The sequence below is a fragment of the Sulfurimonas iocasae genome (genome assembly GCF_047716755.1).
Taxonomy (GTDB): domain Bacteria; phylum Campylobacterota; class Campylobacteria; order Campylobacterales; family Sulfurimonadaceae; genus Sulfurimonas.
On record NZ_CP180409.1, the window covers coordinates 1,807,235 to 1,819,823 of the forward strand.

Consider the following 12,589-nt stretch of genomic DNA (forward strand, 5'->3'; position numbering starts at 1 on the left):
ACGGATTGTAACATGTTGGCTCCCATTAAGGCAAAATCATTAATATTGTATCCATATTTATTGAATTAACGCCCAATAAAAGATATACTAAGTAGAGAGAAACCAACTATATAGAGAGGAACAGGATGTTAAATTCCAAAGAGATACTTAAATATACAAAGAACCTTTCGATTTTATTTGTAGAAGATCATGATGAGCTAAGAGAAAATACAACTGAAATATTGAAAAATTTTTTTGATAAAGTTGATTGTGCTGAAGATGGAAAAGAAGCACTAAAAAAGTATAAAGAAAACTCTAAATATTATGACATTGTTTTAAGTGATATCCAGATGCCTAATTTAAATGGTGTTGAACTAACTTCAAAACTGTATGAACTTAATCCATCTCAGCTTTTGATAATACTATCAGCCCACGATGATACAAAATACCTCTTACCTCTGATTAATCTAGGGATAGAACAGTTTGTTAAAAAACCTATAGATTATCAAGAATTATTAAGAGCTTTACTAAACAGTTCTAGAAAGATTCAAAAAGATGCTACAACTATAGCGTCTGTATCATCTCAAAAAATACATCTAAGCGATAATGTTATTTTTGATAAAGACAATAGTTCTCTTCTTGAAAATGACAAAATGGTATACTTAACTAAATATGAAATAATTTTTATGCAGTTTCTAAGTAATCACGTTGGTAAAATCTATTCAAATGAAGATATTGCAAGCCAATATGAGATGTTAGAGGAAAGCCTCGACATACAGAATATAAGAAAGCTAGTCTCTAAACTAAGAAAGAAACTTCCTGAAAACTCTTTAGAAAGTATTTATGGAATCGGTTACAGAATCATTCCATTTATAGCAGATTAAATAAACTACGGGTCTTAGTGACCCGTTATGCAATCCTCAAATTTCTCATAAAATTACCAGCTATTATTGTACTTCTTTCTTTAAAAAAATCTGCAATATGAGGTTCATATATAGTGTCTAAAGTCTCAAAAAAAAGATTTAACCATTGCTCAAAAGTAGAACGCTCAAGACCACCTAAGTGTAAATGCGGAGCTAAAGGATTACCTCTGTAGTTTTGATCACCTATAGTTATAGAAGCCCAAAAATTTGTAAGTAGCTCTATATGAGGTTTCCATAGGTTATTATTTAGATTATCACCTAGTTTTTCAATAAAAAAAGGACCGACTACGTCATCATTTATTATTTTTGCATAAAAGCGCACAACCATTTTATTTAAGTTTTTTTTTGTAATTTCATTTGTTAACATTATAGTTCTTTGTATTTAAATTTGTCCGATTATATCAGAAGCTATATATAAAATACTTAGAAACTTATCTACTCTTTTGATATTGTAAAATTTTAAGAATATACAATCTTTATCTCTTTTGAATTACAAAATATATATACTCTTGTGTACTCTCTTTTGGAGTAATATGTTCATAATCTTCGCTTTGAATAAGAATCAAGTTTGATGGAAGTTCACCTGACATCTTTTTATGGTTATACTGTACAATATCTAACCCTGCACACTGAATTGGACCATCCACTTTAAATGTACTAACAATAGCCACACCTTTAGCTTTAAGTGAGTTATTTAATACCTTAAAATATTCTTCTCGCTCTTTTTTAGAAAGTAAAAAATGAAAAACTGCTCTATCATGCCAAATATCAAACTTCTTGTCTGTTTTAAAATTTAAGATATCTTTACAAATAAATTGCACATTATCATTATTTATTCTTGAGTGTACAATATCAAGCGAAGTTTTTGCTGTATCTAGTAGAGTAATATCTTTATACCCATCATTTAGTAAAGTATCCACAAGATATGAAGCTCCACAACCTATATCAATTATATTAGCATCATTTTTTGCATATTTTTTGATAAGTTCTACAGATTTTTGCGGTGAACTTTGATGCCAAAGCACTTGAGTATAATCAAGCTTTTGAAATATATTATCCCAATGTTTTTCTCGTAGTTTCTGTTCTTGTATAATAGGTATGTTCATTGTTCTCAACATTTTATATTTATTTTTTTTAAAAAGTTATTACTTTATCACTACTAATTACCCAATCTGATAATATTTGCATAGTTGAAGATATGGCTTCATCAAAATAAGGTTCATTTTTAAAAAGACCACATCTTGCATTACAAGTGCCACATACTTGTAAATTGATTCCTGATTCATGCATCTTTTTTAGCATCTCAACTAAGTCATAATCATAACTATCTGGCTTAGTTGTTTTATCACGAGCTAAATCAACTGCATCATTCATTAAAAAAATATTTACACTTTCACCACTTTTATAAAGTGTTTTAGCTAAACGAAGTGCATTCCAAATAACATCAGTTCCATCATATGGTTGTTTATTTAAAATTATAGTTATCATTTTATTTTTCCTGATTTAAAATCACATTTCCTAGTCCAGTCTTGACAGGATAACCAGCTTTTGCCCACTCTTTAAGACCACCTTTTAGAGTGGTTGCATTTTTATAACCCATCTTTTTTAGTACTTGCGCTGCGAGTGCTCCACGACCACCTTTACGACAATATGTAACTATTATTACATCTTTATCTTGAATTAGTTTATCTACTTTCCATTCTAAATTTCCGCGAGTTATAGAGATAAATTGTTCTTTATTCATGTCATTTGAGGGGATACTTCCTTCTGCTCTTTGCTCACTTTCTCTAACATCAAGTACAATAATATCTTCATCCTCATCGAGTAAACTTTTAAGTTTTTTAGCAGATACTTCACCAACCTCTTTTTGTGCTTGTTTTATTAAGTCCATTTTACCCATGGACTCAGCCATTAATGTTGTTGTTGTTAATAATAATGTAATTACTAATAATAAATTTTTCATATCTCTTCCTTGTGTTTATTTATTGTTTAGCGTACAGGTATGTATGCATAACCTTCATTTTGTTTTTCTATGAGCCCCATTGTTGAGCTTGGAACAAGTTTTACAAATGAATATATATCCTTTTCTTTTAATCCTGCCTTTCGCATATTCGCTTCACAAATAAGAAATTCTACTTCATATATATCACTAGCAGAGGTAATACGTTTTTTTAGGTCGCTATTTACTTTAACTAACTCAGTTTGATTTTTATAGGGTGAATTGGCAAGATTTTTAACAAAAAACTTGAAAGAATCTCCATGAATAACTACAACTGCATTAAACTCCTGCATTATTCCTTGATAGTGAGCGGTATATCTAGCAACACCACTTAAAATTCTTTGCTCAAATGTTTTCATATCTCCTGTAGTAAGATCAAAAACAACTTTTCTTATTACCTCTTCATCACCCTCCGACGCACTAAGTTGCGTAGCCATTACAGGTAACATACTCAAAGCAATTAAAAAAATGAGATTTTTAATTTTTTTCATCTATTCTCCTCGTATAATTTCTTTTATGAGTAAGTAGTTCTTTTTTAAAGTTTTTTTGACTTTAAAGCAAAGAAGTATTACTCTTTTAAGATTGAAGTACTAACTTCAAATCTTGTAACTTTCACAGTTTATGACTAAAGATAAAACAACATTTTTTTCCTTATAGCAGGATATGAAAATATTTTATATCTACTGACTACATCATTAAGCCAGTTGGTGTCTTTAGTTGTTAATCACTTATTAAAAGCTGTTGGGGTAGCTGTTATTTTAGCACCTACAACACATAGATTAACGAGGCTGTGAATTCTAACAATTTAACTTTTGTTTTTTTGTTAGGCAACTTAAGATTACACGACAAGGATTATAGAGATGTATTACGTAGGAATAGATATTGCAAAGAGTTTTCATGTTGTTTCAGTTATCGATGATAGTGAAACTAAGGTTATTAACAAGCCTTTTAAAATCAACAATGATTTAAAAGGGTTTGAAAAATTACTTACTATTTTAGATAGTGTCACTTTAGATAAAGATGACTTTATTATCGGTATAGAAGCAACTGGTATTTATGGTGAAAACCTTTTAGAGTTTTTAAAGTCTAAGGGCTATAGTGTTAAACTACTCAATCCATTTCAAACCTCAAGGTATAGAGAACAAATAACTATGAAAAAAGTAAAAAATGACAACATAGACTCTTTAGTTATAGCACTCTTTTTAAAAGATGGCAAATACTCATCAGGTTATGTAACTGATGATGAGTATCAGAGCCTTAGAACACTCTATAGAAATCGTGCTTCTATTCAGTCTGATATGAAAGAGGTTAAGAAGAGAATCATTACTCAAATAACAGTTACATTTCCAGAGTTTGAGAGCTTCACAAATCCATTTACCATAAGTGGTCTAGCTCTGCTTGAAAAGTATCCAACAGCATATCACTATAAGCATAGTAGCGTTGATAGAATCATGAAGATATTTGCTCATATTCAAGGCAATAACTTCAATAAAGACAAAGCCCTAAGATTACTAGAACTCTCAAGAGAGTCTATCTATTCAGGTAAGGCTAAAGATGCAAGAGCAATAGCTATTAGAAGTACTATTAGGCTTTTAAAGATGTATCTTAGTGAGATAGATATTATTGAAGCTGAGATACTCTCTTTGCTTGATAAAAAAGGCATTAATAGTTCAACACTTGATGAGCTACCAGAGAGTAACACTCTTATTGATAACCTTAAAACCATACCTGGAGTAAGTGATAAAACTGTAGCTGCTGTTATTAGTGAATGTGGAGACCTGACGAGGTTTCCATCTATACCTAAGTTTATAGGATATCTTGGACTCTTTCCAACAGAAAATAGCTCTGGTAATTCTAAAAGTGTAGGTCACTTAAGTAAAAGAGGCTCTTCTTTGGTCAAGCATGCACTATATCTTAGTGCTGTAAGTTGTCTGATACATAACAAACAGATGAAGCAACTCTACGATACTAAAAGAAGTCAAGGCAAATCTAAAAAAGAGGGACTTGTTGCAGTTTCAAGAAAACTTGCAACTATCATATACTCTATTTTTAAATACAACACACCCTATAATCCAAATCGTGTATTTACAAATTAGTCATAAACAGTGATAAGTTAAAGATCACAAGTTAGTACTTAAATCATTCATAATAGCAATAATATTTAAAGCTATTACCGTACTAGTTGTTAACCAAAATAGAGACAAATATATAATTTACTCTATAGTTTGATTATCAAAACACTCTTTGCTCAAATTTTAGAAATGAAATACAACAAAGAGTATTTAAAAAATCAAACTTGCAAGATTTTTAGCTCTTGCATAGTTCTTTGAAGTAATATTGTTAATAAACTAATGTCTATTTTTTACTTTCCTTGCTTTTTAAGTTATTCTTTATAAAAAGGCTTTAATTTTAAGAAATAATAACTTAGTAATGTAAAATATACTTTCCTATATGCATATTTAGGCATTTAACTAAATAGATAAGAGTATGGTATAATTTTTAAATTAAAATGTCAAGGAAAGATATGTTAGATATGAAACAAAAGATAAAAATTTTTAAAGCCTTAGGGAATGAAACCCGCTTTTTAATTTTTAAAAATGTTTTTACAGGTGGTTACACATGTTCACTTGATAAAAAAGATCCAAACGTTAAAGTTAGTCCACATGCTACATGTGTGAGTACAATAGCCGAACATTTTGATTTTTCTCTTCCTACAATCTCAAAACATTTAAAAGAGCTAAGAGAGGCAGACATCATTACTATGGAGAAAAAAGGTAACAAGATATATATAGAGCCAAATATAGAAACTATTCGTGAATTAGGTAGTTGCTTTAGTGTATTAGTTGATAATTTTGAATCAAATAGAGAGCTCTTCTTTGGGGATATTATAGTTAGTTAAATAACTTTATATCAATTATAAATTTAACAAAAAAATATAAGGCACTTTGACTTTGCTCTGATTGCTATCTAGCACTAATTTAAAGAGTATGAAGGGTGTTGTCTATCAGTATGACAACACCAAGTAGATATAGTATTTAATGGTAAAACAAGGGTATTTTAATAAAGCGTAAAGTTATTGTTAACTGATATTAAATTATTTTCTTTTATTATCTTAAGCGTTTTTTCCAATTTAAGAAATTTTTCTTCTTCATCAGCAATTGAACTTTGCGCTTCAAGATTAAACTTGTTCATATTAACATCTAAATAACCAGTATCAAAACTTCCTTCTTTAAAAGTAGTATCTCTTACTATCTCTCTATGAAGCGGTATATTTGTTTTAAAACCTTCTATGTGAAATTCATCCAATGCACGTCTAGCTTTAGCAACTGCACCTTTCCAATCAAGAGCCCAAACAATAAGTTTTCCAAGCATAGAATCATAACTCGTAGGTAACTCATATCCGCTATAAAGACTGGTATCTAGTCTAACACCAGGACCACCCGGTGTTAAGTATTTTATTACAGTTCCGGCTGTAGGCATAAAATTGTTTTGTGGGTCTTCAGAGTTGATTCTAAACTCTATAGCATATCCTCTAAATTGTATCTGCTCTTGTAAATATTTTAACTTATCTCCTGCAGCTATCTCTATCATTCTTTGAATAATATCGACTCCCGTTACTATCTCAGTTACAGGATGTTCTACTTGAACTCTTGTATTCATCTCAATAAAATATGCATTATCTTTCTCATCTACTAGGAATTCAACCGTACCAACACTTTCATAACCAAGTTGTTTCATGGCATCTACTGAGATTTTGCAAAGTTTTTGTCTTACTTCATCATTTAAAAGAGGAGAAGGTGTTATCTCAATAACTTTTTGATGTCGTCTCTGAATTGAACAATCTCTCTCACCTAAGTGAACTACATTTCCATGTTGATCAGCAACAATTTGGATTTCTATATGTCTAGGGTTTTGAACATATTTTTCTATAAATACATCTCCTTTACCAAAATATTTTATAGATTCATTCGTGGCAGAATCAAACATTTTTGAGAAATCATTAGCAAAATGCACAATTCTCATACCTCTTCCACCACCACCAAATGCTGCTTTAATTATAATAGGATAACCTATCTCTAAAGCGATTCTTCTACCTTCTTCTTCATCAATCACAGGGGTGTTTGTTCCTTCTAGCACAGGAACTCCTATCTTTTTCATAGCAACTTTTGAAGCCATTTTATCACCAAAAAGTTCTATATGATGTGGTTTTGGTCCTATGAAAATTAAACCGTTATCTTCGCAAGCCTGTGCAAATTCTGCACTCTCAGATAAAAAACCATATCCCGGATGGATAGCATCACAGCTTGCTTTTTTTGCTAAATCAATTATTTTGTCATATTTTAAATATGCATCAATTGGATTACCTACTATCGGATAACATTCATCAGCTCTCGTAACCCATACACCATTCACATCCACTTCAGAAAATACAACTACAGATGTTATCTCAAGTTCTTTACATGCTCTTATAATTCTTAGGGCTATTTCACCACGGTTTGCTACTAAAACTTTAGAAATTTTTTTCATATTATACCTCTGCTTAATTCAATGACATTATTCTAGTAAATTCAAAGTAGAAAATTCTTCTTCTTTTTTGTCAATTTATTTGTTTATAAAAATAGTTAAAATTGTCTATAATTGTTATTTTATTTATTCAAATTTGCTATAATATTTCTTATGAACAAAGATACTCTTCAAAAAAACGTTAAAATATCCAACAGTATTATGTACTACATATATACCCATATAGATGTAAATATAGATATGGATGAACTAAGTCGTAACCTTGGTATAAGTAAGTTTTATATGCACAAATTATTTAAAAATACATTTGGAAAAAATATTTATGAAAGTATTAAATCTATCAGGTTGCAAAAAGCAGCAAGTCTATTACTAACCAATAAATACTCTACAATATCAGAAATAGCTAATCTATGTGGATATAGTTCTCACTCTTCATTTATAAAAGCATTCAGAAATAAATTTGACGTTTCTCCTAAAGAGTGGAGAAACGGTGCATATAAAAAATACTCAAATTCTATTTTACAAGCATCAAATATCTCTATAAACTCTACACTGGATTTTTCAAAACTCTCCGCTACAATAGTTGACATGCCTTCTATGAAAAGTTACTATATACGTAATAATGGATATATAAATAATGTTAAAGAGACTTGGCAAAAACTATATACTTTAATCTTAAATCAAAAAATAAAAAAGTATCAAATGGTAGCTCTACTTCATGATAATCCAACCATAACAGACTTAAATAATTGTCAGTACATAGCTTGTATAATAACTGATGAACAGGAAGGTGTATTTACAAAAAGATTGCCAAAATTTAAAATCTCCGATGGCGTATATGCAAAATTTGACTTACAAGGTTATGGTGAAGATATACTAAGATTTATACAATGGGTATATCATGACTGGCTCGTAGACAGCGAATATGAGACAACAACAAAACCCTCATTTATTGTTTACCATAAAAATAACTATCTAAATAATGAGAATTTATTTGATATAAGTTATTATCTATCAATTAAATTCTAATCTTTGTAATACTTTTAAATCTAAGAAACCTATAGATATGAGAAAAGTAAAATTTATATCTGTTATACTGTTGCCATTGAAAAGAAGAAGGTATATATGACACTTATGGATGCAGTGCTAGAGTTAATTAAGCTTATATCTCTAATGATATTTGTTTCATCTATAGGAGCTCAGGGATGGATAGCTTTTTTAGATATAACTAAATACTTTACAAATGAACTCGAAAGATTCCGCCCAGAACCAGCACATGATAAATACTCAAGAATGAGACCGTAAAATAAACTGTGTAAACCCACCTTCTATTCCTAAATCACTTAGTATATTTTGACACAATTTCGCTAAAAAAGATACTAAGTTGAGGATAAATCTCATACCAATTTCTAATGCTGTTAGCTTTCCATTTTTCTTGTTGCTCTTGAGTAGCAAGATATAGCATCTTAAAAGCAGATTCTATAGTAGGAAATGAGCCTTTAGATTTTGTCTTTCTTTTTATAGTTGCGTTTAGTGATTCTATAGGGTTAGTTGTATAAATTAATTTTCTAACTGAATTTGGATATTTGAAAAAAGTAGAAAGTTCATTCCAATTATTTGTCCAAGAGAGGGTGATATTTGGATATTTTTTACCCCAGATATCATTAAACTCAGTAAGAGCTAATTGAGCATCTTCTTCATTGAGCGCTGAGTATACAGATTTTAAATCTTTAGCAACTGCTTTTCTATCTTTCCAAGAAACAAACTTCAAAGAGCTTCTTATCTGATGAACGATACATCTTTGTATCTCTGCTTTAGGATAAACGGCTTGGATGGCTTCTTTGAAGCCGTTTAAACCGTCTATTGCGAAGATTAGAACATCTTGTATTCCACGCTTTTGGATATCATTTAAAACCGTAAGCCAATATTTAGAAGTTTCATTCTCACCGATCCAAATACCAATAATCTCTTTTTTGCCTTCAAGCGTTATTCCTAGCATTATATAAGCTGCTATATTTTTAACAACTCTATCAACTCTTATCTTTAGCACTGTAGCATCCATAAAGATAATGGGATAAATAGGTTCTAGTGGACGAGACTGCCACTCATTTGCTTTTTCAATAACCTTTTCAGTAATGTTTGAGATCGTCTGAGCAGAGAGTTCATAGCCGTATAAATCATCAAGATGATGCTGTATATCTCTTACACTCATACCTTTGGTATAGAGTGAAAGAATAAGGTCTTCACTGCCATCTAAAAGTACTTCTCTCTTTTTTACCAGTTGTGGCTCAAATGTAGATTCTCTATCTCTGGGGATAGAAACATCAAATTGACCATACTTTGAGTTTATTTTTTTATCATTGTAGCCGTTACGGTAGTTTGGAGTATCTGAGGGTTGATGCTTTTCATAACCTAGATGTGAAGTTAGTTCTTCTGAAGAAGCTGTCTGAATAACTTCTCTAAGTATATTCTTAAACTCGTTGGTTATATCATCTAAAGATGTAAATGTACCATCTTTAATTTGTTTTTTTAGCTCTTCGTGGTTTATTAAACTCATATGTAAATCCTTATAAATAATTCACTTGATGACTATATCAAATAAATTTAATTTTTAAGGTTTACACAGTTAGATTTACACTCTCTCAAGAATAGCTATTATTATTGGTGTTTTTGTTTTACTGCTCGATTAAAATAAAAATTTAAATATAACTTTGTAGTTTTTCATATTCTGTTTTTGGCAACTTATCGACATCTTCTTTATTAATAATCTCAACACTTGTTATATCATTGCTATCAATATCTTTTCGTAAATATTTTAATACAGGTTTTCCAAGAGCATAAACTTCATGTTTAATTATTTGAGCATTTTCATTGTAAATTATATTTTCACCATGTAACTTGCCATTATCATACATTTTAGTACTTTTAATACTTTTGTCTGCTTTAGGAATGAAGTATCTTATCTCTTGTCCCTGTCTCTTATCTTCTACAAAATACTCTAGCTTTGACAAAACACCTTTAACAGTAAAATGCTTAACTTCTTTAATGCCATTTTCTTCATTAATCAACTCCTTAACGTAAGCATCTTTAGCATCATAATAATTCTTTGTAACAAAGGTGTCACCTAATTTATAAGTTTCAGTTTTTATATTTTTACTTGGATAGTTACTTATTTTATGTTTTTCTCTCATTATAGTCCTTATGTGAACGAATTGTATCACATTATTTAGTTTTTAATTACTGGTACAACCTTCTTAAAAAATAACACACCAATTGGAGGCAGTGTTATAGATATGGAAAATCTTTTTGTATCTACTGATATATCTCTAGCTTTAAGAACCCCTGTATTTCCTATATTACAACCACCATAATACTCTGATTGTGAATTAAATATCTCTTCATATCTTCCATCTTCTGGAACCCCTACGCGGTAGTGAATGAGTTCTTGATTTGAAAAATTGCACACAACCAGTATTGTCTCGTTCTCATTATCGCATTTGCGTATAAAACTTATGCAGTTTCGCTGATAATCTGCATCGTTTATCCACTCAAACCCTTCTCTCTTCTCGTCATATTGATAGAGCGCTTTTTGGGTACGATAAAGTGCATTTATATCTGAGACCATCTTTTGGAGTTTTTTATGAAGAGGCTCTTCAAGCAGATGCCAGTCAAGACTCTCTTTATAATTCCACTCTGCAAATTGGGCTATTTCACCACCCATAAACATCAGTTTTTTCCCAGGATGAGCTATCATGTAGCTGTAAAGAGCCCTGAGGTTTGAAAATTTATCTTCAAGTTTTCCTGGCATCTTATTAATGAGAGAGCCTTTTATATGTACCACCTCATCATGGCTCAGAGGAAGTAGAAAATTTTCATCATATGCATACCACATGCTAAAAGTAAGCTGTTTATGATAGTGCTGACGATAGATGGGGTCATAACTTAGATACTTCAGAGAGTCGTGCATCCAACCCATATTCCACTTAAGACCAAATCCTAAACCGCCTACATCAGTTGGGCGAGTTACCATAGGCCAGGCAGTTGATTCTTCAGCAATCATCAATATATCTGGAAATGCTCCATAAGTTGTACGGTTAAGCTCTTTTAAAAAATGAACTGCTTCGAGATTTTCATTTCCACCGTACTTGTTTGCAATCCACTCCCCCTCTTTTCTTGCGTAGTCTAGATGAAGCATGGAAGCCACGGCATCTACTCTTATACCGTCAATATGGTATTTATCCAGCCAAAACATTGCAGAACTTATCAAAAATGCTCTTACCTCGTTTCGCCCATAGTTAAAGATTATGCTGCCCCATTCCGGATGATATCCCTGCTTTGGATCTGCATGTTCATAAAGTGCGGTTCCGTCAAAGTTTATCAGACCGTGTAAATCAACTGCAAAATGAGAAGGCACCCAATCCATAATCACACCGATGTCACTTTTATGCAGAGTGTCAATTAGATACATCAAATCCTGAGGTTCTCCAAAGCGTGCCGTAGCTGCAAAATATCCCACCACCTGATATCCCCATGAACCAAAATACGGATACTCCGTAAAAGGCATAAACTCTACATGTGTATAGTTCATCTCTAAAAGATATGAGACCAGCTCATCCGCCATCTCCCTGTATGAAAGATAACGGTTATCCTCTTCTGTCTTTTTGCGCCATGAACCAAGATGCACCTCATATATATTTATCGGAGCATCATGTGCATTATATTTAGCGCGCTTTTTCATCCAGCTCTTATCCTGCCACTCATAGTTATCAATCTCCCAGATACGTGAGGCGGATTTTGAAGGTTTTTCACTGTAAAATGAAAACGGGTCGCTTTTATCGTGTACTATATTGTGCATATTTGAGACGATATGGTATTTATAAGTAAGTCCTTGTTCTATATCCTCAACAAAACATTCCCAGATACCAGAATCATCCTCTCTCTTTTTCAAAGGATGGATAGTTTTATCATAATTATTAAAATCACCACACACTGAGACGGTTTTGGCATTTGGCGCCCAAACGCTGAAATAAACACCGCAGGTATCTCCTCTTTTCATAAAATGAGACCCAAACTTCTCATAAAGTCTGGCATGGCTCCCCTCTAAAAAAAGATGAATATCATAATCGCTGAAACGTGTCACATCATAATGTATTGCGTTATTCAT

General features: G+C 31.4%; 14 protein-coding genes. 5 read left to right on the forward strand and 9 right to left on the reverse strand.

Annotated elements, in window-relative coordinates; genetic code table 11:
- Window positions 1-125: 125 nt before the first annotated feature.
- Window positions 126-863, forward strand: coding sequence for a response regulator transcription factor (locus ACLHDE_RS09115; RefSeq protein ID WP_415396113.1), 738 nt, complete (start codon window positions 126-128; stop codon window positions 861-863).
- 25 nt (window positions 864-888) lie between these two features.
- On the opposite strand, the gene ACLHDE_RS09120 is transcribed toward ACLHDE_RS09115, so the two are convergent.
- The 5 genes from ACLHDE_RS09120 to ACLHDE_RS09140 form a co-directional block, all read right to left on the reverse strand.
- On the reverse strand, window positions 889-1,269 hold the full coding sequence (locus ACLHDE_RS09120; protein WP_415396114.1) for a group III truncated hemoglobin: 381 nt from the start codon (window positions 1,267-1,269) through the stop codon (window positions 889-891).
- 109 nt (window positions 1,270-1,378) lie between these two features.
- On the reverse strand, window positions 1,379-2,020 hold the full coding sequence (locus tag ACLHDE_RS09125) for a class I SAM-dependent methyltransferase (RefSeq protein WP_415396115.1): 642 nt from the start codon (window positions 2,018-2,020) through the stop codon (window positions 1,379-1,381).
- A 16-nt stretch (window positions 2,021-2,036) separates the two neighbouring features.
- Window positions 2,037-2,390 carry a DsrE/DsrF/TusD sulfur relay family protein gene (locus tag ACLHDE_RS09130; protein WP_415396116.1) on the reverse strand — a complete coding sequence of 118 codons (354 nt, stop codon included), beginning with the start codon at window positions 2,388-2,390 and terminating at the stop codon, window positions 2,037-2,039.
- A gap of 1 nt (window position 2,391) precedes the next feature.
- On the reverse strand, window positions 2,392-2,865 hold the full coding sequence (locus tag ACLHDE_RS09135; RefSeq protein WP_415396117.1) for a rhodanese-like domain-containing protein: 474 nt from the start codon (window positions 2,863-2,865) through the stop codon (window positions 2,392-2,394).
- A gap of 26 nt (window positions 2,866-2,891) precedes the next feature.
- Entirely contained in the window at window positions 2,892-3,392 is a 501-nt protein-coding gene (locus ACLHDE_RS09140; RefSeq protein ID WP_415396118.1) for a DsrE family protein, read from the reverse strand.
- A gap of 369 nt (window positions 3,393-3,761) precedes the next feature.
- Here ACLHDE_RS09140 and ACLHDE_RS09145 point away from each other — a divergent pair, with 369 nt between their 5' ends.
- On the forward strand, window positions 3,762-4,997 hold the full coding sequence (locus ACLHDE_RS09145; protein WP_415395806.1) for an IS110 family transposase: 1,236 nt from the start codon (window positions 3,762-3,764) through the stop codon (window positions 4,995-4,997).
- Between the two features lie 428 nt (window positions 4,998-5,425).
- The gene (locus ACLHDE_RS09150) at window positions 5,426-5,800 is read left to right on the forward strand and encodes an ArsR/SmtB family transcription factor (RefSeq protein ID WP_415396119.1); all 375 of its coding nucleotides are present in this window, start codon (window positions 5,426-5,428) and stop codon (window positions 5,798-5,800) included.
- A 158-nt stretch (window positions 5,801-5,958) separates the two neighbouring features.
- Here the strand turns inward: ACLHDE_RS09150 and ACLHDE_RS09155 are convergent, their stop codons facing one another.
- Window positions 5,959-7,428, reverse strand: a complete 1,470-nt coding sequence (locus tag ACLHDE_RS09155) for an acetyl/propionyl/methylcrotonyl-CoA carboxylase subunit alpha (RefSeq protein ID WP_415396120.1) — start codon at window positions 7,426-7,428, stop codon at window positions 5,959-5,961.
- Between the two features lie 150 nt (window positions 7,429-7,578).
- Between ACLHDE_RS09155 and ACLHDE_RS09160 the strand changes: the two genes are divergently transcribed.
- Entirely contained in the window at window positions 7,579-8,454 is an 876-nt protein-coding gene (locus ACLHDE_RS09160; RefSeq protein ID WP_415396121.1) for an AraC family transcriptional regulator, read from the forward strand.
- A gap of 96 nt (window positions 8,455-8,550) precedes the next feature.
- On the forward strand, window positions 8,551-8,730 hold the full coding sequence (locus ACLHDE_RS09165) for a hypothetical protein (RefSeq protein WP_415396122.1): 180 nt from the start codon (window positions 8,551-8,553) through the stop codon (window positions 8,728-8,730).
- A gap of 34 nt (window positions 8,731-8,764) precedes the next feature.
- On the opposite strand, the gene ACLHDE_RS09170 is transcribed toward ACLHDE_RS09165, so the two are convergent.
- The 3 genes from ACLHDE_RS09170 to glgB all read right to left on the reverse strand — a co-directional run bounded on the left by ACLHDE_RS09170 (window position 8,765) and on the right by glgB (window position 12,589).
- Complete coding sequence (locus tag ACLHDE_RS09170; protein ID WP_415396123.1) at window positions 8,765-9,982, reverse strand: IS256 family transposase; 1,218 nt, start codon at window positions 9,980-9,982, stop codon at window positions 8,765-8,767.
- 142 nt (window positions 9,983-10,124) lie between these two features.
- Window positions 10,125-10,616: a hypothetical protein gene (locus tag ACLHDE_RS09175; RefSeq protein WP_415396124.1), complete on the reverse strand. Its 492-nt coding sequence runs from the start codon at window positions 10,614-10,616 to the stop codon at window positions 10,125-10,127.
- 35 nt (window positions 10,617-10,651) lie between these two features.
- A complete protein-coding gene (gene glgB / locus ACLHDE_RS09180; RefSeq protein ID WP_415396125.1) occupies window positions 10,652-12,589 on the reverse strand; it encodes a 1,4-alpha-glucan branching protein GlgB in 1,938 nt (645 codons plus the stop codon).

Excerpts from the sequence above, each read along its gene's own strand:
- ACLHDE_RS09145 (WP_415395806.1), top strand. The coding sequence starts at position 3,762 with ATGTATTACGTAGGAATAGATATTGCAAAGAGTTTTCATGTTGTTTCA.
- ACLHDE_RS09160 (WP_415396121.1), top strand. The coding sequence starts at position 7,579 with ATGAACAAAGATACTCTTCAAAAAAACGTTAAAATATCCAACAGTATT.
- ACLHDE_RS09175 (WP_415396124.1), bottom strand. The coding sequence starts at position 10,616 with ATGAGAGAAAAACATAAAATAAGTAACTATCCAAGTAAAAATATAAAA.
- ACLHDE_RS09120 (WP_415396114.1), bottom strand. The coding sequence starts at position 1,269 with ATGTTAACAAATGAAATTACAAAAAAAAACTTAAATAAAATGGTTGTG.
- ACLHDE_RS09115 (WP_415396113.1), top strand. The coding sequence starts at position 126 with ATGTTAAATTCCAAAGAGATACTTAAATATACAAAGAACCTTTCGATT.
- ACLHDE_RS09140 (WP_415396118.1), bottom strand. The coding sequence starts at position 3,392 with ATGAAAAAAATTAAAAATCTCATTTTTTTAATTGCTTTGAGTATGTTA.
- ACLHDE_RS09135 (WP_415396117.1), bottom strand. The coding sequence starts at position 2,865 with ATGAAAAATTTATTATTAGTAATTACATTATTATTAACAACAACAACA.
- ACLHDE_RS09165 (WP_415396122.1), top strand. The coding sequence starts at position 8,551 with ATGACACTTATGGATGCAGTGCTAGAGTTAATTAAGCTTATATCTCTA.
- ACLHDE_RS09150 (WP_415396119.1), top strand. The coding sequence starts at position 5,426 with ATGTTAGATATGAAACAAAAGATAAAAATTTTTAAAGCCTTAGGGAAT.
- ACLHDE_RS09155 (WP_415396120.1), bottom strand. The coding sequence starts at position 7,428 with ATGAAAAAAATTTCTAAAGTTTTAGTAGCAAACCGTGGTGAAATAGCC.
- ACLHDE_RS09125 (WP_415396115.1), bottom strand. The coding sequence starts at position 2,020 with ATGTTGAGAACAATGAACATACCTATTATACAAGAACAGAAACTACGA.
- glgB (WP_415396125.1), bottom strand. The coding sequence starts at position 12,589 with ATGAATAACGCAATACATTATGATGTGACACGTTTCAGCGATTATGAT.
- ACLHDE_RS09130 (WP_415396116.1), bottom strand. The coding sequence starts at position 2,390 with ATGATAACTATAATTTTAAATAAACAACCATATGATGGAACTGATGTT.
- ACLHDE_RS09170 (WP_415396123.1), bottom strand. The coding sequence starts at position 9,982 with ATGAGTTTAATAAACCACGAAGAGCTAAAAAAACAAATTAAAGATGGT.